This is a genomic window from Paenibacillus sp. JT22N1 (assembly GCF_059692155.1).
The window spans coordinates 137,853-161,928 of the sequence record NZ_JCAUAW010000013.1; the positions used below are offsets into that span (position 1 = coordinate 137,853).

Here is a 24,076-nt window from a genome sequence, read left to right on the forward strand (position 1 = left end):
GAGTTTCCAAGATCAAGCAATTTATTCGAGTAATGTAAGCCTAAATCAAGGTACCAAGTTGTATAATGTTCACAGAAGGACAAATAAAAGCGACGCTCCTATAAAGAGGCGTCGTTTTCCTGTTTACTATTATCAATCACTAGGTGAGTGTTGACCCGGTTTCAAGCAATGTCTTCATTCCCGAAAGTACTATCGGTAGACCCATTTCAAGAATTTTTGCGGTGTTTGCTGCTTGTTCAAATTCATCATGCACGACTGTTACCAGGGTCACACCGACTAACTCGGAATGAGAATCGATTTCCCACGTAATACGTGAAGGGCTCTCAGAGGCCGTGTCTGGAAACGCGGGGAACTGCCAACTCATAACCAACTTATGTGGAGGTGTCATTTCGAGAATGATCCCAGCTGCTAGTTTTTTCTCCTCTGGGTTCCATAGTTCGAACGAGGAGCCGATTTCCCAGTTGGACCTGATCGAGCAATTGTACCAAAACTTTGATGTCTTGGCCGGATCTGTAATGGCTTGCCACACTTGCTCGGGTGTCGCTTTAATGGCAATTCGGTTAACATGCCGAGGTTTGTTCTCCATAGTTGATTCACGCTCCAATTCGTTTTTAAGTGATGTTAATTCGATAGCCCAGGGTTCGGCGTATTTGCTCACCCATCGGTCGTATATTTGCCGTATGGGCACTGAATTTAGATAATGCAGCTTTTCCCTGCCAACTTTTCTGGTGGTAATGAGGTTAGCTTCCTCCAAAATATTAAGATGCTTCATTACTCCAAATCTTGACATTTGCAATGGGGTACAAAGATCGTTCAACGTTCGCCCATCAGTTGCGTGAAGCAGGTCTAAGAGTGTGCGACGGCTGGGATCAGCAAGTGCCTTAAATATATCGTTATCTACTTGGAACGCCTCCTTCTCACAGTATGCTTACAAGCATGCTTTTTTTGCGCTTGACATGTTACCAAATGGTAACGTATTATAAAGGTGACAGTATAGTCACATATTAGCACAAACAAGTTTGTTTGTCAGCCGGCGACAAATAGACCCAACTAACTCGACTAATTATTTTAACATAATCGCCAATTTGAACACCATTGTTGTCTCAAAGCATTTCATGTAAGCACAAAAAAGGAGATGTTTGATTATGAAAACGATTGAACAAAAGAACATTGAAACGGTAACCGCGTTTATTGAAGCTTTATCGAATCAAAACGATTTAGATTGTACCGATCAATTCTTTTCTAAACAAATAGGGGAGGCATTTCCTGATAAACACTACGCAGTGGAAGAGGTCATTGCCCAAGGAGAAAAGGTAATAGCTAGAATCTTTATGACTGCTACGCATAAAGGTACGTTTGCAGGAAATTCACCTACAGGCAATTCCGTAAAGGCCACTCAGTTTCGTGAATTTCGTGTAGTAGATGGCCAGATTGTTGAGCATCGTGGATGGTTCGATACAGCGACACTTTTGCCTCAAATTAAAGCCAATTAACCAAAACAAAGGAGATGTTTTATTGTGATAACTATTGAACAGAAAAATATTGAGACGGTATCAGCTTTTATCGAGGCTTTTTGGAATCAAAGTGATATGGATTGTACGGAACAATTTTTGTCAACCGATTATCAAGAACACTCTTATCAATCAAAAGAAGGTCTGAAACAATTTGCTGGAAAAATATTAGAGGCGTTTCCTGATAAACTCTACACAGTTGAAGAGATCATTGCTCAAGGGGAGAAGGTGATCGTAAGAATGGTTGTGAAAGGTACGCATAAAGGGGTGTTTTTTGGAAACTCACCTACGGGTAATTCAATTGATGTCACGCTTTACCGTCAATATCGAGTCGTAGATGGTAAGATTGCCGAACATCGTGGTTGGATCGATATGATGACAATGTGGCGCCAAATACAAGGCAACTAATTTCCGATTGAAGTGAATTTTTCCCATAAGAATACATGCAGAATCAAATCATACACTCAAAATAGGAATTTATATCGAGGAGGTTCTTTATATGTTGAAAATTGGAATCATATTGGGAAGTACTAGACCTGGGCGGATGAGTCCACAAGTGGGGAATTGGGTCAAAGAAATTGCAGATAAACGCGGAGATGCAAGCTATGAAATCGTGGATATCGCAGATTACAAATTACCCTTTTTTGGTGAACCGGGTAGCGAAGAACAAATTAAAAGTTGGACTGAAAGATTGAATAGCCTTGATGGTTTTGTGTTTATTACGCCAGAATACAATCACAGCATTACTGGTGTTTTAAAAAATGCACTCGATTCAGCTCGTGTGGAATGGAATAACAAAGCTGCGGGTATCATTAGTTATGGGTCAACGGGTGGCGCGCGAGCGGCTGAACATTTGAGAGGAATATTAGGAGAATTACTAATTGCTGACGTGAAAGCACATCCAACCTTATCTATATTTACCGATTTTGAGAATTATAGCACATTTAAGCCAGCAGAATTACATCTCGGAAATATCAAACTTATGCTGGATCAAGTGATCGCATGGAGTGGGGCGCTTCAAACACTACGTATGTAGGTTCAGAACAAGCATCCTGCTACTACGGATAAATGAGAACTAAACTGTCACCATTTGAGAAACGCATGGTCCCTTAACTCAGGGATCAAGCGTTTTTTTTGATTTGCAAAATAAACGGATTAGTGATTTGATACTTTTATACGATTTATAAATAACCTTATAGGAACGATGATGATTATGAAAATAAATTTTGAAAATAATACGATAGAATTTAATGTTCAATATGGAATTAGAAAAAAGATTGTGATCCATATCGATTCTATGGGTTTCATAACCGTTAAAGCTCCTAATGATACAAGTAGGGAAATGGTTATGAGTGCTGTGCAACATCATGGGAAAACGATCTTAGAGAATTTACAACTCATTGCGAAAGCTCGAGAAATCCCGAAAACAAGAGAGTATCAAGATAACGGAAAGTTCCTTCATCTTGGGAAATATTATTATCTCCATGAGTTAATTGAGACGAATGAGCTAAATGAAGAAGAATTGAAAATGAATCTTAAAAAGTTCTATTTCTCAAGCTGTAAGAAGATTATTGGGGAACGAATCAAAATTTATCAAACACAACTGAAAGTAAAACCCAAAACGATTGAAGTAGATGAGTCCAAAACTAAGTGGGGAAGCTGCAGCTCGGATAAAAAAATAACCTTCAATTATCGGTTAGCCATGGCTCCAGTTGAAGTTATTGATTATGTCATCATCCATGAACTATGTCATCTCCTTCATATGAATCATGATCGATCATTTTGGAGACGTGTAGGAAGCATTATGCCGGATTATAAAGAAAAGGAAGCGTATTTGGCAAGGCATGGGCATGCTATGACGCTTTGAGAAACTAGAACTCAATAATAACAGGAAAAGTCAGCCAGTCTATGATCGGTTGACTTTTTTCTATTTTTAAATATTCCAGCGGAGTGTTAACTAAAAAAATGTAAATTTACTTCGAAAAAAACGTCAACTTTTCATAAAACTTAATTGATATGATAAGAATCAAGAAACAAGAAGGCAAAGCACTGTGGGTAGAACAAAAGGAATGGTGGGATTTACATTTTGATGTTGGAACGATTGGGAGTTTTGACGGATGAGGTTTCAGCTAATTTCGAGGAAGCGTTGGATTGGGCAGTTGAACAGGGTTTAAAGCATGTTGAAGTCCGTGTCATTAACGGACTGAATGTCGTCACTCTAAATGACGATCAAGCAATGGAAGTCCGGCGTCAGGTCGAAACCCGCGGGTTATTCATTTCCGCGATTGCTTCTCCCTTGTTTAAATGTGCGTTGGATCCGAGCAGACCGATTGCCTCAGGAGACACATTCGGCCAGAAAGAAGAGAGCGTGGATGCGCACTTTGACAAGCTGAAACGCGTGATCCAGCTAGCTAAGCTGCTAGGCACGACACGGATTCGTATTTTTTCATTTTGGCGTGAAGCGGATCCGCAGCTCTATAGGGAAGATGTTGTCCATCATCTGCGGCAAGCTGCTCAAGAAGCCCAGCGAGAAAGCGTGCAGCTTTTGCTTGAGAATGAGCCTTCCTGCAATGGCGGCTTTGCGGAAGAAGTTGCTGCCATTGTTCGCAGTGTCGATTCATCCGCTTTAAGGGGATTGTGGGACCCGGGCAACGAGTCATACGGCGGTCGTGAAGCTTTTCCGGCAGGTTACGGATTCATGAAGGATACATTGGCTCATGTTCATCTAAAGGATGCATATATCTGCGCAGACGGTACAGCACGTTGTGTGCCACTTGGCTCAGGCAGCGTACCAGTGATTCCACATCTCAAAACATTGTTAGCAGACGGATATGATGGACTCTTCACCATCGAAACGCATTTCATTCCTGAGGGTGGAAGTCAGATGACGGGTACTCGTATGACACTCGATGCGCTGCGTGCGCTTCTAAGTGAGGTATAGCACTATGACAAAGTGGAGATTTGGCATTATTGGATGTGGATCCGTCGCTGACTTTCATATCGAGGCAATCCGCGAGATAGAGGACGCAAGCTTAACCTTTGTTTCCAGCCGTAAAGAAGCAAGAGTGAAAGCGATTGCGAAGCAGGAGAATTGCGCCTGGACGACCGACTATCAAGAGTTGATCCATAGTCCGGATGTAGATATCGTCTGTGTGACGACTTCAAGCGGAAGTCATGCTCGCATTGGGCTAGACGTTTTGAACGCTGGAAAGCATCTAGTTTTGGAAAAACCGATCGCGATGAACACGCATGATGCTGCTGAACTTGTACGTACGGCAAAAGAACGTGGAGTTACACTGTCCGTTATCTCTCAACGGCGCTTTGAAGCTCAGCATCAAGCAGTCAAACGTGTATTAGATGAAGGAGTGCTTGGAAGACTTCTGCTCGTGGAGGCATCACTGTCATTTTCTAGGACACAAGCGTATTACGACGAAGCCGAATGGCGGGGGACGATTGCCGAGGATGGTGGCGTTCTTATGAATCAAGGTATACACATTTTGGATCTGTTGCTTTGGTTTGCCGGAGAGATTCATACGGTCTTTGGTAAAATAGCCACTCAAACACATCAAATAGAAGTGGAAGATTTGGGGTTGGCGATTCTGCAATTTAAAAACGGCGCTTTCGGTACGATTATGGCTTCAACCAACATTCAACCTGGGTTCCCGGCAACAATCAATCTCTATGGGGAAAAAGGCACAATCAAGTTGGAAGGTTCTTCCATCCTGCACTGGACAGTGCCAGGCAGAAGTGAGCCCAACTGGACGCAAGCGAGAACTTACGGAGGGGTGTCTGATCCTCGCAGTATTGTTTCCGATTTTCATCAAAGCCAGTTTATTGATGTGATAGCATCTATCGAAAGCGGCATAGAACCCCTCGTTTCTGGCGAGGACGGATTACGAGCCGTGCAATTGGTTGAAGCCATCTATGAAAGTTCGGCCAAAGGTGTTCAGCTCCATATGGAATAATGGCATCTAGATTGATCTCTTTCGCATAGCCATTCGGATGATCGGGAGGAGTATGGAAATATGAATGAATTACCAATCGTCTTTAAACAAACGGTTGATTCCTTAAAGGTTAACGTATATAACGACCGTCGTACTCTAGGGGCTGCCGCAGGCGCGGAAGTTGCCGCAAGGATCAAGCAATTGCTATCCGTAAAACACAGCATTCGAATCATATTTGCAGCAGCACCTTCACAAAATGAGGTTTTGAAATATTTATCAGGGGATGAATCCATTGACTGGTCCCGAATTACAGCCTTTCATATGGATGAATATAACGGTCTGCCATTAAATGCGGAGCAAAAGTTCAGCCGTTTTTTGAGTGAGCGTCTGTTTGATCAAGTAAAGCCGGGTTCTGTGCATCTGATTGACAGCTCAAATGAGAGCGAAGAAGAATGCCGCCGTTACGGAGAACTGCTGCTGCAGGCTCCTATCGATATCGTTTGTCTCGGAATCGGTGAGAACGGGCATATCGCTTTCAACGATCCACCAGTTGCCGATTTTAACGATCCGCAGGTTATCAAAGTTGTTGAACTGGATGACGCTTGCCGGCAGCAGCAAGTGAATGACGGTTGTTTCCCTTCATTCGAGGATGTCCCCACCCATGCGCTAACGTTGACTATCCCGGCCTTGCTCTCAGGCTCCCATTTGTTCTGCGTTGTTCCCGGACCTACGAAACGCAAGGCGGTCGAGCGTACGCTTAATGGATCAATCTCAACCGAATGTCCGTCAACGATATTGCGGAAACATCCGGATTGTACCCTTTTTGTTGATAGGGATTCTTATGGGAATTAAAGATATGAACTTGAAGGCCATTCATTATGCAACAGGTGAGCCTGTCTCGATCTGCATGGAGCAAGGGGTTATCCGGAGCATAGAGCCCGCCAGATCGGAGAACCCAGAAACGTCAGAGCTGGAGATTGTCGCTCCAGGACTAGTCGATCTACAGATTAATGGTTATGCAGGTCATGATTTTAATCAAGTGCCGTATCCTGACAAGATGGTTGGTGAATTGATTCGCAAGCTCTGGCAGGAAGGGGTGACTTCCTGCTTTCCGACGGTCATAACAAATAGTGATCAAGCGATTCAAGAAGCTTTGGAATCGATAGCGTTGGCATGCCAGCAGGATCCTGTTGCAGATCATGGCATTGCCGGAATTCATCTGGAAGGTCCGTTCATTTCGCCGAATGACGGCGCTCGCGGAGCACACAATTGTGATTATGTAAGACCGCCGGATTGGGAGTTGTTTAACCGTTGGCAGGAAGCATCCGGTGGACGAATTCGGATTATCACTCTGTCACCAGAGTGGCCAAACAGCGCTCAATTTATTGCTAAATGTACGGAAAACGGCGTAACGGTTTCGATCGGGCATACATCTGCGACACCGGAACAAATAGCTGAAGCGGTGGAAGCAGGTGCCCGGATGTCAACTCATCTTGGCAATGGTGCTCACCTGATGATGCCGCGCCATCCTAATTATATCTGGGAGCAATTAGCCCAGGATCGGTTGTGGAGCTGTGTGATCGCTGATGGCTTTCACTTGCCCGATCAAGTACTGAAGGTTGTGTTTAAAATGAAAGGTGCTCAAGCCATGCTGGTAAGTGATGCGGTTTCACTAAGTGGACTGCCGGCGGGTACTTACTCATCGCACATTGGTGGTTCCGTCGTTTTAACGTCGGAAGGTAAGCTGCATCTAGCTGATAACGAGCACCTCTTAGCTGGATCGGCGCAAATGCTGCTCAGGGGCATTGAGCATGTAACGAATCGGAATCTAGCCGAATTAGCGGTAGCTTGGGACATGGCTTCAGTAAGAGCGTCCAGATTTATGAAGCTGCCTTCTGCTGCAGGCCTGGCTCCTGGAGCTCCGGCCGATTTGGTTCTGTTTCGTAGAGAAGGAAGCCGAATTCGTTTGGAACGTACGTTTAAGTCGGGCAAACAAGTCTTCTTAAGGGAGGAAATATAATGAAGTTCGCGGCATTTAGTGGCGTATTTATGGAGCATAGCATTCAAGAGGCGATGCTGCTCACTAAACGATTAGGCATGGATGGCATTGAAATCGCTGTCCGCGAGCACCATCTATCCTCATCGATCAGTCAACCCCGGATCAATGAGATTAAAGCATTGTCAGAAAGCTTGAATCTCGAGATTCCTGTTTTGGCCTCCTATACAGGTGGATTTTCTACGGCAAGCGATAAAGAATGCCAACAGACGTTCGACGAGTTTCAAAGGCTCCTTGACATTGCAGATCAGCTGGGTGCCTCGATGGTTCGTGTTTCACCAGGTGGTCCGAATGCCTTTATGGCACAAGATTACCACTACGTTAAGGCGGCTTACTGGCTCAATCGTTGTGCGGAAGAAGCGAAGGCACATCAAGTCGATATTATTATGGAAATTCATAATCAATCACTCATTGAAACCGTAGATAGCAGCTTGCGTCTACTTGACCTTATCGCTTACGATAATATTGGCATGATACATGATGCGGGAAATATGTATATAACTGACACCGACTATGGCCGCGACTCCGTCTTGAAATTGGGCAAGCATTTATTTCATGTGCATGTCAAAGATGAGCTGCGTGTCAGTGAAGTTGGCGCTCCAGGCACCTTTACTAATGTCACCCACCGTGGTGAAGAGATGTTCCTTCAATGCCGTCTAGGTGAGGGAGGGGCTGATCATAAGCCGCTGTTTGAGGCTCTTCTCGAAACCGGCTATGCAGGTTGGGTTACTTTGGAATGCCATGCACCGTTTCCCGCTTATGAACGATTGGTACACGATTTTCAATTCGTGAAGAAGCTGATGAGTTCATCATAATGAAATGATAGTAGGTGGTAGTGATATGGGGATGGAAGGGGAAATACCCTTTTATCAAAGCAAGGATCAGCTTAATAAAGCGTTTCCTTTTAAAATCTTGCGTTACTCCAGCAGTCTGCTGAAGCAGCCCATGCATAGTCACGATTATGTTCAGATCGCTTATGTCCTTCGCGGGGTGTGTAATCATCAATTACGCGGTAAGTCGCTTACAGTAAGCAGAGGCGATATTTTCATCATTGCTCCCAATATAGGGCATAGTCTGAGTGCGATCGAGGATAAAGAATTCGAAGTGGTGCTTGTCGATTTTATCCCTAATCTAGTACAGGAGCAATTAAAGCCCTTTTCCGATACGCTAAATCCTTTACTTCAGCATTCCGATGAGGACTACAAGATTCCTTTCATACACCAATCTTGGCTTCATTTCGGGAAGAGCAAGCAGGTTTTCGTCGAGCAGCTCCTTCAGGATATTCAAGATGAATACGAGCATCGTGAAGTCGGATTCGAACACTCGATCCTGCTTAACTTAGCCAAGCTGCTGATCTTAATCGACCGTGAATACCGAAAGGCGAAGCGGAAGCCTGCCAAACAACCAGCACTTGCAGACCGGCATCCGATTGATGATGTGAAACGATACATTTATGATAACTTCAGTCAAGATATTCCCATGGAGCATGGGGCATTCATAGCGAATATGGCGCCAGCTTATTTCAGCCATCAGTTCAAAAAAGAAACGGGACAAACGTTTGTAGATTTCGTAACTGAGGTACGAATCGAGAGGGCGATGGAGCTCATCCGGCGCGATACGCACACGATTACACAGATCGGATTTCAGGTCGGATTTCATCATTTGAGCCATTTTATCCGAACCTTCAAGAAACGTTGCGGAATCACACCTACGGAATATAAAAAAACATTCGGCAGTAATCTGTAAATTGACAAAGAAAGAGGTGTACCATTTATGAGTCAAAAGGTATTGAGAGTAGGTATTATCGGACAAGGCCGCAGTGGTCGCGACATTCATGGCAATCTGCTCGTACAAATTAAGGATTATTATACGATTGTCGCAGTAGCCGATTCGATTCCAGAACGTCAGAAACGTGCGGAGCAGGAGTATGGTTGCAAAGCCTATGCTACCTGGGAAGAAATGGTTGAAAATGAGGAGCTGGATTTAGTCGTCAACGCTTCCCCAAGCCATTTGCATTTCCCTATCACGCTGGCGTTGTTAAATAAGGGGATTCATGTGCTTTGTGAAAAACCGCTAGCGAAATCCGTGGAAGAAGTGGATCAACTGATTGAAGCTTCGGAACAATCTGGTAAAATATTGGCAGTATTTCAGCAATCCCGTTATCAGCCTGCATTTGTCCAGATTCAAAAAGTAATTAATTCCGGCGTACTAGGCCGTATCGTCCAGATTGATTTCTCCTTGAACGGCTTCGCTCGTCGTTGGGATTGGCAAACGCTGCAAAGCAACAATGGCGGTAACCTAATGAACACAGGACCGCATCCGTTGGATCAAGCGCTGCAATTGTTCGGAACTGATGTATTACCTCAAGTAATGTGTATCATGGATCGCACGAATACATTTGGAGATGCGGAAGATTATGTGAAGCTAATACTTAGAAAACAAGGCCATCCGACTATTGATCTTGAAATCTCATCGTGCTCTGCTTTCCCTCATGAACAATTTAATATTCAAGGTACGAATGGCGGTCTCCACGGAACTGCAGGGCAACTTGAATGGAAATATTTCAAACCGGAGGAAGCGCCGGATCAACAATTAACGAAAGAACCGCTATTCGACAGCGATGGAATGCCAGCTTACTGTAGAGAGACATTAACTTGGAACTCCGAAAGCTGGGATGTATCGATCCCAGAGTGCAAGTCGGCGTTTGAGCATATGACGGAGAAATTGTATTTGATGCTTTATCGTACTTTATGTGATGGCGCTGCATTGGAAATCACACCGCAGCAAGTACGGCAGCAGATGTGGGTAATGGAAGAATGCCGCCGTCAAAATCCGCATATCTATCACGTTTAGGGGATGCGGTAAACAATGAATAACCAAAAACGTAGAGAACAATTATATGGGCTGCTCGGTAAATTGCCGACCAACTTGGAACCTATTCAGGTTACCAAGGTACTCGAGCAAGAACATGAGCATTATACATTGGAAAAACTGCTGCTAGAGCTCAATGGGATTCAAGCCGTTCCCGCCTATTTTCTGCGTTCCAAGATTGGTGGCACAAAAGCACCAACGATTCTTTATAACCATTCCCATGGCGGATTCTACACTGTCGGGAAGGATGAATTATTAACGCCCGCTCCCTATATGCAAAAGCCATCCTATGGTGAAACTCTTACGCAACAAGGGTTCTCAGTTCTGTGCATTGACTGTTGGGCTTTCGGAGAGAGAAGCGATCGAACCGAATCAGAGACGTTTAAGGAAATGCTTTGGAAGGGTCAAAACATGTGGGGAATGATGGTTTACGACAGCTTACGTGCATTAGACTATCTCGTATCACGGCCTGATGTAGATCCTAAACGAATCGGCACATTGGGCATGTCCATGGGAAGTACAATGGCCTGGTGGTTAGCCGCTTTGGATACACGAATTAAAGTAACCATCGATATATGCTGCCTGACGGATTATGAGGCATTATTAGACGAACGTGGTTTAGATAGACATGGCGTATATTATTATGTACCTGATCTTTTAAACCATTTTACAACAGCACAAATTAATGCATTGATCGCTCCTCGTCCTCATTTGAGCTTAGCAGGCAATCTTGATAAATTGACTCCATACGTAGGATTGACCAAAATTGATAACGAACTGAAGAAAGTATACCTAGATCATAATGCTACAGATGCGTGGAAATTATTAAGATACGATGTAGGACATATAGAAACGGAAGAAATGCGCAAAGCAAGTATTTCTTTTTTGCGAAAATGGTTATAGAGAACAACAATATAGGGGAAGTAAATCCTATACGAAACATGGGAAGCCCAGTGTATATGAACAACTGAGCTTCTTTTGTTTTGCTAATAATGATTAATAGATTGTGTAATTTCCGTTGTACAGACTTGAAGAGCCATCGGAGCGGGTGTTATCGTGCACCTTTCCACTGCCAGAAGCTACGTTAAATTCATTAATAATTCCTCCCATTTTTAAAGTGTAAACGCTTACATGAATAATGTGTGATCCGGAGGTAGTAACATCACATTAATATTACAAATTATGGTATTATGTTGAAAGGTTAATGGAATGGGAGGGGAATATATGGGAGCAAATAAGTTTACAGGAATACTTGCATTAATTGTCATTGCGGGCACGATCTCTTTGGCCGTTGTACATGATGCTGTAAACCGTAAAGTTAAGGACTTTGCGATATCAATAGATAACAAAACAGACGCTTCGACATGGTTAGCCTCTCCAGAATCGTTATTTGACGGAAATGAAAACAAGAAACTGAAGCCTTTACTCGGCCTGATGTCAGGGGCAGTTGCACTTCATTACGAAGGTCCTTATCAAACGGTAGAAGTCAACATTGAATACTGGAAGGACGGCGTGAAAACAAATATATCGAGTGGTATGGGAACGACCTTTCAGGGAAAAAACAATCAGGGTAATTATCAATATGACGGAGATTTCGTATATTCGTTTCAGGACCGTCATGATCCGAGTGGAACTGTATATAGCGAACTGGTTTATGCATTTGTTTCCGAAAGTGGTTACGCCAGTACGGCCGTCAGAGTTGACAAACCAGCTGGGCTCAACATGACAGGGGAGATGAGATTGCAACAGAAGGAAAAAGTCCCGCTTGATGAAAGTACGATAGTTTGGGGGTTGCAGGGTACTGATAAGCAACAGATGTTATCTTACTCTTCAATTGCTGAGACTCTTCAAAGCGCGCAGTGGGCGATGGTCGTTCGGGTTGGGTTTAATGCTAATATCTAATGAGTAACGTTTACTAATATAAAACGCTAATGAAGCAGGCGTCGCGGCGACCTGCTTTTTTTGTGATAAAGGACAGGTTAATGTGATGAATATCATTCCTTTTGGAAAACTTATCAATGTAGTTTAACAAAGGGGGATTATCGATGAGAAACAAATGGGTCATTGTTTGTGTTCTAATCATAGCATCATTAGTTACATGGCAAATTTCTAGTGTTGCTGCAGCAAGTAAAAAGCCCGAAAAAGATTCTAGGGAATTGAAATTTCAAGATATGCTTGTACTGTTTTTATTACCATATATGAATGACAAACTCACTGATGTATATTCCAAGGATTTAAAAGTTGCACCTGATTTATATCCTTATTTTATTGATGTTAAACATATAGATCGATTAAATGGGTTTCGAGGGTTTGAATTTCAGATTGCACTTGAAGCAACTCCTACTGTGGGACCTCATATTGCTGTTGGCGAGGATCTCTTTACGTTTGAAGTGATATCCGGAGTAGATGTTAAACTCGTGAAATTTGAACATTTGAAGGGACCCAACAAAAAAGACTTTCCACCTAATTATCAAGACCTCTTAAAATAAAGCATTACAGAAATAACGATTTGGGAAAAGGTGATGAAATTGATTTATCGGTGTATTAGGAGTATTATGCTAACTCTTATTCTTCTGTTTTCTTCAAATGATTACGCTCGTGATTGACAGTAACGGTATCATTGTTGCAAATGGGTTAACAGACAAAAAAGGAGAGTGGAGTGTCAAAATAAATACGCCAATTGATCCGCGTTTTCAAATAAAGAAAATGGGTGTAGTGACTGTTATTACTGTGGCAGATGGATTTAATGAGTTCATTAAGTTTAATGTGCCTGTAACCGAGAATGGAGATGGAGAAGGCACGGCTGTAATCACTCTTAGAAGGATTAGACCTGATGTTCGCAATGAACCATCCTTCGATGCTGCATTTCATCGTTTTACTGTTTTTGGTATGTTGGATTACTACGCCAATCAAATCGGACTTGCAAAACAGGAACAGATTAAAGGTGCAGATGGATTTGGTGAAGTTGATATGCCTTGGAGTGCAAAATTGAAGTAAACAAGCTGAGAAAATTAATCTCGATTATTACTTTTATTTTAGTGACTTTTGATGCATAATCAGCTATTAAGCCTGAATATGAAACAATTTAATGACAATAATAATTAATATGGATAAATAAAGGTATTGCTAACATAAACCTAAGAAAACAGTCAAACCATCGGCAGCAGTCGAGATTTGACTGTTTTTGTGTATTGCACACTAAGCCCATGTTTTCCTAACAAAAAAAATGCTACACAGCAGGAATAGACTTTATTATAATGTAAATATATCGATAAATTCTTTTGCCAAAAAAGGACAAAGGAGGATCGCCTTGAAATCTTTGGATGAACGGATCCAACAGATTATGGACAAGCATCGGATCGTTGGTCTAGAAGCCTCGATGATTTACGAAGGGCGTAAGATATGGAGTGGAGGGTATGGATGGGCGAATGTGGAAAGGCGCATCCCCGTTTCAACTCAAACCATTTTCAGGATTGCTTCAATTTCGAAGACAGTGGTCGCATCAGCGATTATGCAGCTTGTCGAGAAGGGCTTATGCGGTATCGATCAGGATGTAGGAGACCTACTCGGGTTTCCAGTGCGTAATCCAAAGTATCCAGATAACCCGATAACGCTCAAACACATCATGACCCATACTTCGGGGCTGCAAGATGAATATGTTCGATTTGTCGTTGATTCACGAAGTGAGAACCCGCCCCAAAAACGTCTTGCGGATATTTTGCTGCCAGACGGGACTTATTACACGGACAACCTCTGGGGAGAAGGGAAGCCCGGGGATCAGGATTGCTTTGAATACTCAAATCTAGGTGCCGTCATTCTAGCAACTGTCGTGGAACGGCTTTCGAATGAACGTTTTGACGAATATTGCAAGTGGCATCTGTTCGAACCGCTTCAAATGAACGAGACGAGTTTTCATATCGGCGATCTGAAGGATATGGAATCCGTTGCTGTACTGTATGAATATTCCGAAGTCGATGATCAATTTATTGTAGGAACGGACGATTTTCGTGGAAGAAAACCGGACGCAATCGATTACAGCGGATATGTTCCGGGCACCAACGGAGCGCTTTTCAGCCCTCAAGGCGGACTGCGTACAAATGTAGATGACTTGACGCGCTTTTTGGAAGCGCATACGAACGCGGGTAAATTGAACGATGTTCAAATTTTGAAGCGAGAAACGGTGGATCTCATGCACTTCCCTCATTGGTCGGGGCATAGGCAAGATGGCTTCTTCCGTAATTGCGGGCTCCAGTTTCTGATTACAGACGATCTGATCCCGGGGCACAGACTTATTGGACATTCCGGTGATGCTTATGGACTGCTTAGCGATATGTATTTTCATAAACAGGAAAAATGGGGCTTCATTCTGCTTATGAACGGCCTTATCCAAAGAAAAGAACAGGGCGTTTATTTTGAGGCAGAAGAAGAACTTGCTCGATTATTGCATGCCACTTTCGTCTAGTAAGTGATTCGTTATTTACAACATGTTAATTCGATGTTAGAATATATTACATCATTAGTGTTCTAGCTTCTGGCGGTCGTAGGAAGCACCACCCTTCCCATATCCCGCTTGGAAACCGAACAGAATGCTAATTAGGAGAGTGGTCGTTTGCTATACGACAAAGACACAATTTATGTTATCGGCGACGCTCAGGCTTCCGTGAACAATCCTATTACCCAGCAGTACAACGCATTTTTTATCGGACTTGTCGTAGATACCACCAGTCATAAAATTATCGATGCAGGATGTTCATCTACAATTCCGCTCACATCGGATTTTGTCCGCTCGATCTTTATCGGTCACAATATGCTGCTCCTTGATGTGGTGACGGAGGAAATCCGACGCAGATATCATGGATCATCTCAAAAGGCTCTGAGCGTAGCGTACAAAGACGCTCAAAAAAAATATAAATTAGCACTTAACGGCCGAGAAGAACTGGGTTTCCAATCTTCCGGTACAGTGTAAGCTGCTTTATTTATCCGTATGGAAACATACCCGTAAATAAAACCCAGCAAATAGTCTCTTGGGAGGAATGTTCCCAAGGCTGTTTGCTGGGTTTTTGCAACTCTACAATCTGGGAGGTTAACCTATGAAACTGTATATTTCCATTGATATGGAAGGCATCACGGGGCTTGTCGATAACACGTTTATCGATTCTAAGCAGTATAACTACACACGCGGGCAGCACATCATGACAGAAGAAGCCAATCATGTTATAGGAACCGCTTTTGATGAAGGTTGCAAAGAAGTCATTGTCAATGATAGTCACTCCAAAATGAACAATCTGTTGATCGAGAAGCTCCATCCCGAAACACAGTTGATCTCAGGTGATGTGAAGCCTTTTTCTATGGTACAGGGATTAGACGCCTCTTTTGCAGGAGCGGCATTTCTAGGCTATCACACTAGAGCGGCTACCAAAGGGGTACTAAGCCATACGATGATCTTCGGCGTTCGTAATATGTACATTAATGATAGAGTAATTGGCGAGCTGGGGTTTAATGCTTATGTTGCCGGACATTACGGCGTACCTGTTCTATTGGTAGCTGGGGACGATGAGACTGCGATTGAGGCGGAGGAGCTTATTCCGGGAATCACGACAGCGATTGTGAAAAGGCGGATTTCCCGGACTTCGGCTTTGTGCCTAACCCCGGAAAAAAGCGGGCAGCTGCTCCGGGAGAAAACGAAGGAAGCATTAGCTAATCGCAGTAAGGTCAAGCCGCTCGTACCTCCAGATCATCCGGTGCTGAAGATTGAATTTGCCAACTATGGTCAAGCGGAGTGGGCTCACCTGATGCCGGGTACGACCATAGATGATAACAGCCCTATTGTTACTTTTCAGGCTAAAAATATTCTAGAGGCCTACCGAGCCATGTTGGTCATGACTGAATTGGCGATGAGAACGGCATTTTGTTAAAAAGCGGGAGTGGGTGATAGCGTGGCACAATATATTCTTCGCAGATTTATCTCCATGATTGTCACACTGTGGCTAATTATTACGGTTACTTTTGCACTGATGCATGCTGTTCCGGGTTCGCCTTTCGAAAAGGAGGGCAAGAATTCGAATCCGACAGCGGTTCAGAACTTGATGGAATTTTATCATTTGGACCAACCCATTACGACTCAGTACGTGCTTTATTTAAAATCGCTGCTTTCATTGGACCTTGGACCGTCCATTGGCCACTTTCCAGATACCGTCAATTCTATGATCGATAGGGGATTTCCGGTTTCGTATAAGCTCGGTATCGTGTCCATCCTTATTTCTATCGTGACCGGCATCGCACTCGGCACAGTTGCTGCATTGAGGCAGAACCGAATCATAGACTATCTCGCCATGATCTTTGCCGTAATTGGCATTGCAGTACCCAACTTCATTGTGGCGACCTTGCTGATCAAATATGTAGCTGTCGAATGGAAACTCCTTCCGGTAGCTACTTGGGGAACCTGGAAACATGTCATCCTACCCGCACTTGCGTTATCAACAGGGCCTCTTGCGATCATTGCTAGATTAACAAGAGCCAGCATGCTCGAGGTATTGACCGCAGACTACATCGAAACGGCAAGGGCCAAGGGCTTGTCGCCCGCAACGATAGTCTTGAAGCATGCGCTTCGCAATGCGGTACTTCCGGTCATCACACTGCTTGGCGCTTTGGTAGCTAACGTTCTCACGGGGAGCTTTGTTATCGAAAAGATTTTCGCTATTCCGGGAATGGGCAAATATTTCGTTGATGGCATTAATAATCGCGATTACTCGCTAATTATGGGCACGACTGTATTCTATAGCGCTCTTTTAGTCTTTATGATGTTCCTGGTGGATATCGCCTACGGCATCATTGACCCCCGCATCAAGCTGCACAGGAAGGAGGGGTAGAATGAACGTTCCAGATTCCTTATTTGTCCCAATGAGCAAGAATAAAGGTACGGCTGAAGCGATTGTCCGAATACGGCTGTCGTTCTGGCAGGAAGCATGGATTAGGCTTCGTGCAAACAAGCTGGCCATGGCGGGGTTAATCATCGTTCTATTAATGTCGCTGATGGCCATCTTTGGACCGTTCCTTACCGACCATAGCTACTCGAAACAGGTGCTGCTCGATGCCAATCAAAAACCATCGGCAGCCCACTGGTTCGGGACGGATGAACTTGGACGCGACGTCTATGCCCGTATCCTTTACGGAGCACGCATATCGCTATTTATCGGCCTCATGGCTGCTTTAATCGATTTTGTAATCGGCATTATATATGGCGGCATCGCCGGTTACTTAGGCGGACGGATCGACAATCTCATGATGCGGTTCGTAGATCTTTTGTACGGGATCCCTTATTTACTTGTCGTCATCCTGTTGATGGTCGTCATGGGCCCTGGCCTATTGACCATCATCGTGGCTTTAAGTGCCACAGGCTGGATCGGAATGGCACGCATCGTGCGAGGACAAGTGCTTAGTTTGAAATCTTCGGAGTACGTGCTGGCGGCAAGGACATTAGGCGGAGGCGCGGGTTATATTATCCGCAAACATTTACTGCCCAACGCGCTAGGAGTCATTATCGTGCAAGTGACGTTCTCGGTGCCATCAGCCATCTTCGCAGAAGCGTTCTTAAGCTTTCTTGGCCTAGGTATTCAGCCTCCCTTGGCAAGCTGGGGCGTCATGGCCAATGACGGTCTGTCGACCATTTTATCAGGTCAATGGTGGCGGTTGTTCTATCCGGCGTTTTTCATATCGATGACAATGCTTGCTTTTAATCTGGTGGGCGATGGATTGCAGGACGCTTTTAATCCGAAGAGGAGGAGGTAGCCAACGTGAATGAAAGCAGCACATCCGATGTTCTATTGGAAGTGGATAATCTTCATGTCTCCTTCACCACACATGGGGGAGAGGTTAAGGCGGTCCGCGGAGTCAGCTTTAAATTAACTAAGGGTGAGACTTTGGCTATTGTAGGTGAGTCCGGCTGTGGCAAAAGTGTAACCGCCCGCAGCATGACGCGTCTTCTTCCCGAGCATAGCTCGAAGATCAGCCAGGGCAGCATCCGCTATAAGGGCAGGGAACTGACATTACTCAGTGAGAAGCAGCTGCGAGAGCTGAGAGGCTCTGAAATTTCAATGATTTTCCAAGATGCGATGACAGCCTTAAATCCCACCATCTCCATCGGTGAGCAGATTATAGAAGGGATCATCCGCCATCAGAAAATATCGCGTGCAGAAGCTCGTAAGCAAGCAACTGAAATGCTCGGGCTGGTAGGTATCTCCAACCCCGAGATGCGTTTGAAGCAATATTTACATGAGTTCAGCGGAGGCATGAGACAACGGATTATGATCGCTATCGCTGCGGTATGCAAACCTTCCGTTCTTATTGCGGACGAGCCGACTACGGCACTGGATGTCACCATTCAAGCCCAAATCATTGAGCTGTTCAAAATGCTTCAGAAGAAAACCGGCGTCTCTATTATCATCATCACACATGACCTTGGCGTTGTTGCTAATATGGCCGATCGGGTCAATGTGATGTATGCGGGTAAAATCGTCGAAGCAGGGACCGTATATGACCTGTTCCACAATCCTCAGCATCCGTACACCAAAGGGCTGCTGGCTTCCATGCCGCGTCTGGACACAGACAAGTCGCTTCCGCTTACACCGATCGCGGGAACACCGCCGGATCTGTTTGCTCCGCCCAAAGGCTGCGCTTTTGCAGCGCGCTGCAGTTATGCCATGGAAGTATGCGGTGCATATCAGCCAGAGCAGACTGCTGTATCGAGCAGCCATTCGGTAGCCTGCTGGCTTCAGGATCTGCGCTCTCAATTTGTATTCCAGCCGCTGATGAAGAGTAACAGTATGTCAGCTCTAGGATAAATAAGACCATGAACGAAGGGGAGATGTGCTCATGAAAAAAGTTTCAGCATTGCTAATCAGCTCCGTATTGGTATTCGGTACGTTACTAGCCGGATGTAGCAAAGATCCAGGGTCCGGAACGCAAGAGTCTGGAGCCAAACAGACGGAAGCAGCCAAAGAAACGAAGTCCAAAATCCTCCTTTACAACAACTTAAAAGAACCAACATCCCTCGATCCTCCGAAAGGATTTGACCAAGTTTCTTACGACGTTGTTAACAATGCGTTTGAGGGATTGACGCGTCTAGGCAAGAACCAGGCTCCTGAGCCGGCTATGGCGAAAGAGTGGAAAGTTAGTCCTGATGGGAAAAAGTACACGTTTACGCTGCGCGATGGCATTAAGTGGTCCAATGGAGATCCCGTTAAAGCTGCCGACTTTGAGTATGCCTGGAAGCGTCTTCTGGATCCAAAAACAGCATCTGATGCAGCTTTCCTCGCATATCCTATTGAAGGTGCAGAAGCTTTCAACTCCGGTAAGGGGACAGCCAATGATGTAAAAATTAAGGCTTTGGATGACAAGACCCTTGAGGTTACTTTGACCCAGCCTGCTTCTTGGTTAGTTGGCATGGTTTCCAGCCCAGCATTCTTCCCCGTGCATAAGGCTACCGTGGAGGGCAATGCCAAATGGGCAGGCGAAGCGGCAACGATAGTTAGTAACGGGCCGTTCAAAATTACCGAATGGAAGCACGATAGCGAGCTGAAAATGGTGAAAAACGACCAGTACTGGGATGCTGCAAACGTAAAACTGACGGGTGTTACTTTCAAAATGATCAATGATACCAATACCGCTTACCAGCTCTTCACTACCGGCGAGCTTCATACAACAGGATCCATTCCGGCTGACATGAGCGATAAATTGTTTGCAGAAAATAAAGTAAAGGTCGAAGATGCTGCAGGAACGGCGTTCTACCGTTTTAATGTGAAAATGGCACCTTTCAATAACGTCAACATCCGTAAAGCTTTTGTTGCGGCTGTAGACAGACAGAAGCTTGTAGATTTGGTATTGAAGCAAAAGCAGAAACCAGCAGACGGTTATGTATCTCCTGGACTTAAGGATCCTGCGGGTGGAGACTTCCGCAAGGTTGGCGGCAGCCTGATCAAGTTTGATGCAGCCGAAGCGAAAAAGCTTTTGGAGAAAGGGATGCAGGAAGCCGGATACACGAAGCTGCCTGAAGTTACTTTGACTTATAACACGAACGATGTGAGTCAACGAATTGCTCAAACTCTTCAAGCTATGCTCAAAGATAACTTAGGTATTGATGTGAAACTGGCAAACAAAGAAGGCAAAGTTCTGACTACCGAACAAAAGGCTCTGCAGCTGCAATTGTCACGTTCTTCGTTCCTCCCGGACTTTGCCGATCCGATCAACTTCCTGGACGGCTTCCAATCGACGAATCCGTTCAGCCGAACAGGGTGGGTTAACGCTTCTTATGATAAATTGATCAAAGACGCATATGTAGAATCAGATGAGGCTAAACGATACAAAATGATGCATGATGCGGAGAAGATTTTAATGGACGAAGCTCCTGTTCTGCCGCTTTACTTCTATAACTCCACTTACCTGCAAAGTGACAAATTGGAAGGCGTCGTTAGACACGCTTTCGGCTTCCTCGACTTTAAGTGGGCAGATTTGAAATAAAATTGAATGACGGAGGGATGCACCTGTTAGAGGTGCTTCTCCCTTTTTTTCAGGCGTAAAAGGAGTGCTTCATGGATGGTTGAGCTAATAAAGCCTAGGCGGTTAAATCCTGGCGATACGGTAGCCATAACGGCCCCGGCTAGTTGGGCTGACAAGGATCAAGTGAAAGCGGCTTCGTCCTATCTGGAGGAGTTGGGTCTCCATGTGCGGCTGGGAGAGACTCTCAATATGCAGCATGGCTATTTGGCAGGAACGGATGAGCAGCGGGCAGCGGAATTGAATGCCATGTTCGCCGATCCGACGATCAAAGCGATCATTTGTGCGCGTGGTGGTTACGGTACTGGGAGAATGGCGGATTTGCTGGACTATGAGCTCATTCGCGCTAATCCGAAGATTTTCTGGGGCTACAGCGACATTACCTTTCTACATGCGGCGATAGGACGTTTAGCGGGTTTGGTTACCTTTCACGGTCCGATGTTGATCGATCTGGGAAAAGAAGATGTGCACCCGCTCACGATTCAAAATTATGAAACGCTTCTTCGCCAGTCCGTTCTTCGCTATACAGAGGAGATTTCCCCTCTGCAAACCTTAGTTGAAGGAGAAGCGTTCGGAGCCCTCGTAGGAGGGAACATTTCCTTGATTGTTAGTACACTTGGAACTCCATATGAGCTGGACACGAGAGGGAAACTCCTTTTTATTGAAGATATTGATGAAGAGCCCTATAGGTTGGATCGGATGCTAAACCAGCTAAGGCTAGCAGGTAAATTTGCCGATGCGGCCGGCATTCTAATCTGCGATTTTAACAATTGTTTGCCGAACAAACGGAAGGTGTCGCTTACTTTAGAGCAAATATTTAACGATCACATCGTTTCTGCAGGGAAGCCGACACTCGCTGGATTTAAGATCGGCCACTGCTCTCCCAATATTGCGGTTCCGATGGGCATAGGAGCAAGAATGAGTACGTATGATAAGCTGCTGGCATGTACGGAACCCGGTGTAGAGGCATAAGCTTATGCTTCCGAAGTCGTTTTGTGGCATAAGCCCGCTTCGCTTGCATAACTGCACAAAACTTTCAGGAGGCAAACATGAACATTCAAAGTGTTGAAGTAATGCGGCAATCGACTCCGCTCATTAAGCCATTTAAAACAGCACTGCGTACGGTGTATAAAACGGAGTCTATCATCGTTCGGATTCAGGCTAATGATGGCAGGATCGGATGGGGAGAGGCACCGGCAACGATTGTTATAACCGGTGACAGCCTGGATAGTATCCATTCAGCAATTGTAAATACGTTCACCCCCTTACTTATTGGCAAAAACCTACTGGCGTACGAACGCATTCTGCAAGAGATTCATCATTCAATGATAGGCAGCAGCAGTGCCAAAGCGGCAGTAGATATGGCTATATACGATCTAGTCGCGCAGTATTGCGGTCTCCCATTGTACCAGTTCCTCGGTGGTTATAAGGATCAGATAGAGACGGATTACACGGTAAGCGTCAATTCACCTAAGGAAATGGGAGAAGACGCTATCCGTTATGTGCAGGAAGGCTTCAATGTACTGAAGATTAAGGTTGGTAAAGATGATATCCAAGAGGATATCGAAAGAATTAAGGAAATCCGCAGCTGTGTCGGCAGCAGCGTGAAAATTCGCATAGATGCGAATCAGGGGTGGCAGGTAAAGGACGCCATCCGGACTATCCGCCGCATGGAGGATTTGGGGCTTGATATTGAATTGGTAGAGCAGCCGGTGAAAGCTAACGACATCGAAGGGCTGAAAATGGTTACAGATAGCGTGGAAACCCCCATTATGGCAGATGAGAGTGTATTTTCTCCGGCACAAGCCTTCGAAGTGCTGAAACACCGCGCAGCCGATTTGATTAATATCAAACTAATGAAATCCGGCGGTATTTACAAAGCGCAAATTATTAACCATATCGCAGAAGAGTTCGGTGTGGAGTGCATGGTGGGAAGCATGATCGAATCTCGTGTGGCTGTAACAGCAGCAGCTCATCTGGCAGCTAGCAAGAAGAACATTACCCGTTTTGATTTTGATGCCCCTCTCATGATGCTGAACGATATTGTGATAGGTGGTGTGAAGTATGACGGCAGAATGATGACCTTCCCGAAAGAAGCAGGCCTTGGCATTCGTGATGTGGTCCCCAGCGAAAGTGTAGTGGGGTCATGAGTATGCTGAAACGGATGACAGTCGCTGTTTCCGTCGCAACGGTTTGGACGAAGCCGGAATCTCCACGGCCCATGGATGAGCCTGCATTGAAGCATCCGGCAGAAATCAGAGAATGGTTGAGCAGCATGACGCTGGACGATAAGCTGGACTTGTGGAAAGGGAACCGGATTCAGACCCAAATTCTATATGGTACCAACGTGCTGGTTGTGGAGGAACTGGAAGATTGGATCAAAGTGCTCATTCCGCAGCAGGGAACACGTAAGGAAGCTTCGGGTTACCCCGGTTGGGTGCCAAGACGCCAACTGATTACAGAGCAGGAGGCCCCTGCTGGCTCGAAGATAGCGGAAGTGATAACAACTCAAGCATGGCTGTACCGGAATCCGTCCGAACGCTCGATCGAGTTGAGCTATCTGACCTCTCTTCCTGTCTTTGATGAAACCGAAGATTGGGTAAAGGTGAAGACGCCAGAGGGTGACGGTTATTTAAAAGCGAACGAGGTCCGCTTAATCGATGGCTCTCTGATCCCTGAGACTGGTGAAGGCCATATCGGATGTGGAATCGTGGAGCAGGGGAGAAGATTTCTTGATCTGCCTTATTTATGGGGCGGAATGTCCTCATTTGGCTACGATTGCTCTGGTTTTGCTTATAACATGCACAGATATTTTGGGATTTCGATTCCAAGAGATGCCTCTGACCAAGCTAAGCAGGGAACGCTCATTGCAAAGAGACAGATGGAACCGGGGGACTTGCTCTTTTTCGCTTATGATGAAGGCAAGGGAGCTATTCACCATGTAGGGATCTATGCCGGAGACAATCGGATGATCCATTCCCCTGAATCGATCAAATCAATTGAAATTGTGGATTTAAGCAGCTATAAGTTAGCCAAAGAGCACTGCGTGTCAAGGCGGTACTGGAGCTAGCTCAGTGTTCAAACAGCTCGTAAGATGATGATCTTACGGGTTTTTTTTATTTTAAAGGAGTGAATAGTTAAGA

26 protein-coding genes are annotated in these 24,076 nt (G+C 44.9%); 25 read left to right on the forward strand and 1 reads right to left on the reverse strand.

Annotated elements, in window-relative coordinates:
* Positions 1–139: 139 nt before the first annotated feature.
* Entirely contained in the window at positions 140–889 is a 750-nt protein-coding gene (locus AC58UU_RS24350; protein ID WP_497319730.1) for an ArsR/SmtB family transcription factor, read from the reverse strand.
* Between the two features lie 256 nt (positions 890–1,145).
* On the opposite strand from AC58UU_RS24350, the gene AC58UU_RS24355 reads away from it, so the two are divergent.
* The 25 genes from AC58UU_RS24355 (at position 1,146) to AC58UU_RS24475 (ending at position 24,003) form a co-directional block, all read left to right on the forward strand.
* Positions 1,146–1,493 (forward strand): ester cyclase, encoded by a 348-nt coding sequence (locus tag AC58UU_RS24355; RefSeq protein WP_497319524.1) that lies wholly within the window; start codon positions 1,146–1,148, stop codon positions 1,491–1,493.
* Positions 1,494–1,517: 24 nt separating this feature from the next.
* Complete coding sequence (locus tag AC58UU_RS24360) at positions 1,518–1,919, forward strand: ester cyclase (protein ID WP_171688095.1); 402 nt, start codon at positions 1,518–1,520, stop codon at positions 1,917–1,919.
* A 91-nt stretch (positions 1,920–2,010) separates the two neighbouring features.
* Positions 2,011–2,547, forward strand: coding sequence for an NADPH-dependent FMN reductase (locus tag AC58UU_RS24365; RefSeq protein ID WP_497319526.1), 537 nt, complete (start codon positions 2,011–2,013; stop codon positions 2,545–2,547).
* 177 nt (positions 2,548–2,724) lie between these two features.
* The gene (locus AC58UU_RS24370) at positions 2,725–3,378 is read left to right on the forward strand and encodes a M48 family metallopeptidase (protein WP_497319731.1); all 654 of its coding nucleotides are present in this window, start codon (positions 2,725–2,727) and stop codon (positions 3,376–3,378) included.
* 222 nt (positions 3,379–3,600) lie between these two features.
* Positions 3,601–4,452 carry a sugar phosphate isomerase/epimerase family protein gene (locus AC58UU_RS24375; RefSeq protein ID WP_497319528.1) on the forward strand — a complete coding sequence of 284 codons (852 nt, stop codon included), beginning with the start codon at positions 3,601–3,603 and terminating at the stop codon, positions 4,450–4,452.
* Positions 4,453–4,456: 4 nt separating this feature from the next.
* The gene (locus tag AC58UU_RS24380) at positions 4,457–5,476 is read left to right on the forward strand and encodes a Gfo/Idh/MocA family protein (protein ID WP_497319530.1); all 1,020 of its coding nucleotides are present in this window, start codon (positions 4,457–4,459) and stop codon (positions 5,474–5,476) included.
* Between the two features lie 60 nt (positions 5,477–5,536).
* Positions 5,537–6,307 carry a glucosamine-6-phosphate deaminase gene (locus tag AC58UU_RS24385; RefSeq protein WP_497319531.1) on the forward strand — a complete coding sequence of 257 codons (771 nt, stop codon included), beginning with the start codon at positions 5,537–5,539 and terminating at the stop codon, positions 6,305–6,307.
* Positions 6,297–7,475 (forward strand): N-acetylglucosamine-6-phosphate deacetylase, encoded by a 1,179-nt coding sequence (locus tag AC58UU_RS24390; protein ID WP_497319532.1) that lies wholly within the window; start codon positions 6,297–6,299, stop codon positions 7,473–7,475. The genes AC58UU_RS24385 and AC58UU_RS24390 overlap by 11 nt, the downstream gene beginning before the upstream one ends.
* Positions 7,475–8,326, forward strand: a complete 852-nt coding sequence (locus AC58UU_RS24395; protein ID WP_497319534.1) for a sugar phosphate isomerase/epimerase family protein — start codon at positions 7,475–7,477, stop codon at positions 8,324–8,326. The genes AC58UU_RS24390 and AC58UU_RS24395 overlap by 1 nt, the downstream gene beginning before the upstream one ends.
* Before the next feature lie 25 nt (positions 8,327–8,351).
* Positions 8,352–9,257 carry an AraC family transcriptional regulator gene (locus AC58UU_RS24400; RefSeq protein ID WP_497319535.1) on the forward strand — a complete coding sequence of 302 codons (906 nt, stop codon included), beginning with the start codon at positions 8,352–8,354 and terminating at the stop codon, positions 9,255–9,257.
* Between the two features lie 27 nt (positions 9,258–9,284).
* Positions 9,285–10,364, forward strand: coding sequence for a Gfo/Idh/MocA family protein (locus AC58UU_RS24405; protein ID WP_497319536.1), 1,080 nt, complete (start codon positions 9,285–9,287; stop codon positions 10,362–10,364).
* A 15-nt stretch (positions 10,365–10,379) separates the two neighbouring features.
* The gene (locus tag AC58UU_RS24410) at positions 10,380–11,285 is read left to right on the forward strand and encodes a dienelactone hydrolase family protein (RefSeq protein WP_497319537.1); all 906 of its coding nucleotides are present in this window, start codon (positions 10,380–10,382) and stop codon (positions 11,283–11,285) included.
* A 321-nt stretch (positions 11,286–11,606) separates the two neighbouring features.
* Positions 11,607–12,284, forward strand: coding sequence for a hypothetical protein (locus AC58UU_RS24415; RefSeq protein ID WP_497319539.1), 678 nt, complete (start codon positions 11,607–11,609; stop codon positions 12,282–12,284).
* A gap of 143 nt (positions 12,285–12,427) precedes the next feature.
* A complete protein-coding gene (locus AC58UU_RS24420; RefSeq protein ID WP_497319540.1) occupies positions 12,428–12,871 on the forward strand; it encodes a DUF3888 domain-containing protein in 444 nt (147 codons plus the stop codon).
* A 97-nt stretch (positions 12,872–12,968) separates the two neighbouring features.
* Positions 12,969–13,379, forward strand: coding sequence for a hypothetical protein (locus AC58UU_RS24425; protein ID WP_497319541.1), 411 nt, complete (start codon positions 12,969–12,971; stop codon positions 13,377–13,379).
* Between the two features lie 313 nt (positions 13,380–13,692).
* Positions 13,693–14,844: a serine hydrolase domain-containing protein gene (locus AC58UU_RS24430; RefSeq protein WP_497319543.1), complete on the forward strand. Its 1,152-nt coding sequence runs from the start codon at positions 13,693–13,695 to the stop codon at positions 14,842–14,844.
* 147 nt (positions 14,845–14,991) lie between these two features.
* Entirely contained in the window at positions 14,992–15,348 is a 357-nt protein-coding gene (locus AC58UU_RS24435) for a DUF3870 domain-containing protein (RefSeq protein WP_171688071.1), read from the forward strand.
* Between the two features lie 124 nt (positions 15,349–15,472).
* Entirely contained in the window at positions 15,473–16,297 is an 825-nt protein-coding gene (gene dppA, locus AC58UU_RS24440; protein ID WP_497319545.1) for a D-aminopeptidase DppA, read from the forward strand.
* A 21-nt stretch (positions 16,298–16,318) separates the two neighbouring features.
* Positions 16,319–17,251 carry an ABC transporter permease gene (locus tag AC58UU_RS24445; RefSeq protein WP_497319546.1) on the forward strand — a complete coding sequence of 311 codons (933 nt, stop codon included), beginning with the start codon at positions 16,319–16,321 and terminating at the stop codon, positions 17,249–17,251.
* Between the two features lies 1 nt (position 17,252).
* The gene (locus AC58UU_RS24450) at positions 17,253–18,170 is read left to right on the forward strand and encodes an ABC transporter permease (protein ID WP_497319547.1); all 918 of its coding nucleotides are present in this window, start codon (positions 17,253–17,255) and stop codon (positions 18,168–18,170) included.
* Between the two features lie 5 nt (positions 18,171–18,175).
* The gene (locus AC58UU_RS24455) at positions 18,176–19,222 is read left to right on the forward strand and encodes an ABC transporter ATP-binding protein (protein WP_497319548.1); all 1,047 of its coding nucleotides are present in this window, start codon (positions 18,176–18,178) and stop codon (positions 19,220–19,222) included.
* A 31-nt stretch (positions 19,223–19,253) separates the two neighbouring features.
* The gene (locus tag AC58UU_RS24460; protein WP_497319550.1) at positions 19,254–20,897 is read left to right on the forward strand and encodes a peptide ABC transporter substrate-binding protein; all 1,644 of its coding nucleotides are present in this window, start codon (positions 19,254–19,256) and stop codon (positions 20,895–20,897) included.
* Positions 20,898–20,972: 75 nt separating this feature from the next.
* Positions 20,973–21,905, forward strand: coding sequence for a S66 peptidase family protein (locus tag AC58UU_RS24465; RefSeq protein WP_497319551.1), 933 nt, complete (start codon positions 20,973–20,975; stop codon positions 21,903–21,905).
* A 77-nt stretch (positions 21,906–21,982) separates the two neighbouring features.
* Entirely contained in the window at positions 21,983–23,083 is a 1,101-nt protein-coding gene (locus AC58UU_RS24470) for a dipeptide epimerase (RefSeq protein ID WP_497319552.1), read from the forward strand.
* Between the two features lie 2 nt (positions 23,084–23,085).
* On the forward strand, positions 23,086–24,003 hold the full coding sequence (locus AC58UU_RS24475) for a C40 family peptidase (protein ID WP_497319553.1): 918 nt from the start codon (positions 23,086–23,088) through the stop codon (positions 24,001–24,003).
* The last annotated feature ends 73 nt before the right edge of the window (positions 24,004–24,076 follow it).

What these genes read in the sequence shown, in the direction of transcription:
- AC58UU_RS24355 (WP_497319524.1), top strand. Translation starts at nt 1,146, where the DNA reads ATGAAAACGATTGAACAAAAGAACATTGAAACGGTAACCGCGTTTATT.
- AC58UU_RS24365 (WP_497319526.1), top strand. Translation starts at nt 2,011, where the DNA reads ATGTTGAAAATTGGAATCATATTGGGAAGTACTAGACCTGGGCGGATG.
- AC58UU_RS24370 (WP_497319731.1), top strand. Translation starts at nt 2,725, where the DNA reads ATGAAAATAAATTTTGAAAATAATACGATAGAATTTAATGTTCAATAT.
- AC58UU_RS24375 (WP_497319528.1), top strand. Translation starts at nt 3,601, where the DNA reads ATGTTGGAACGATTGGGAGTTTTGACGGATGAGGTTTCAGCTAATTTC.
- AC58UU_RS24380 (WP_497319530.1), top strand. Translation starts at nt 4,457, where the DNA reads ATGACAAAGTGGAGATTTGGCATTATTGGATGTGGATCCGTCGCTGAC.
- AC58UU_RS24385 (WP_497319531.1), top strand. Translation starts at nt 5,537, where the DNA reads ATGAATGAATTACCAATCGTCTTTAAACAAACGGTTGATTCCTTAAAG.
- AC58UU_RS24390 (WP_497319532.1), top strand. Translation starts at nt 6,297, where the DNA reads ATGGGAATTAAAGATATGAACTTGAAGGCCATTCATTATGCAACAGGT.
- AC58UU_RS24395 (WP_497319534.1), top strand. Translation starts at nt 7,475, where the DNA reads ATGAAGTTCGCGGCATTTAGTGGCGTATTTATGGAGCATAGCATTCAA.
- AC58UU_RS24400 (WP_497319535.1), top strand. Translation starts at nt 8,352, where the DNA reads ATGGGGATGGAAGGGGAAATACCCTTTTATCAAAGCAAGGATCAGCTT.
- AC58UU_RS24405 (WP_497319536.1), top strand. Translation starts at nt 9,285, where the DNA reads ATGAGTCAAAAGGTATTGAGAGTAGGTATTATCGGACAAGGCCGCAGT.
- AC58UU_RS24410 (WP_497319537.1), top strand. Translation starts at nt 10,380, where the DNA reads ATGAATAACCAAAAACGTAGAGAACAATTATATGGGCTGCTCGGTAAA.
- AC58UU_RS24415 (WP_497319539.1), top strand. Translation starts at nt 11,607, where the DNA reads ATGGGAGCAAATAAGTTTACAGGAATACTTGCATTAATTGTCATTGCG.
- AC58UU_RS24420 (WP_497319540.1), top strand. Translation starts at nt 12,428, where the DNA reads ATGAGAAACAAATGGGTCATTGTTTGTGTTCTAATCATAGCATCATTA.
- AC58UU_RS24425 (WP_497319541.1), top strand. Translation starts at nt 12,969, where the DNA reads ATGATTACGCTCGTGATTGACAGTAACGGTATCATTGTTGCAAATGGG.
- dppA (WP_497319545.1), top strand. Translation starts at nt 15,473, where the DNA reads ATGAAACTGTATATTTCCATTGATATGGAAGGCATCACGGGGCTTGTC.
- AC58UU_RS24450 (WP_497319547.1), top strand. Translation starts at nt 17,253, where the DNA reads ATGAACGTTCCAGATTCCTTATTTGTCCCAATGAGCAAGAATAAAGGT.
- AC58UU_RS24460 (WP_497319550.1), top strand. Translation starts at nt 19,254, where the DNA reads ATGAAAAAAGTTTCAGCATTGCTAATCAGCTCCGTATTGGTATTCGGT.
- AC58UU_RS24465 (WP_497319551.1), top strand. Translation starts at nt 20,973, where the DNA reads ATGGTTGAGCTAATAAAGCCTAGGCGGTTAAATCCTGGCGATACGGTA.
- AC58UU_RS24470 (WP_497319552.1), top strand. Translation starts at nt 21,983, where the DNA reads ATGAACATTCAAAGTGTTGAAGTAATGCGGCAATCGACTCCGCTCATT.
- AC58UU_RS24475 (WP_497319553.1), top strand. Translation starts at nt 23,086, where the DNA reads ATGCTGAAACGGATGACAGTCGCTGTTTCCGTCGCAACGGTTTGGACG.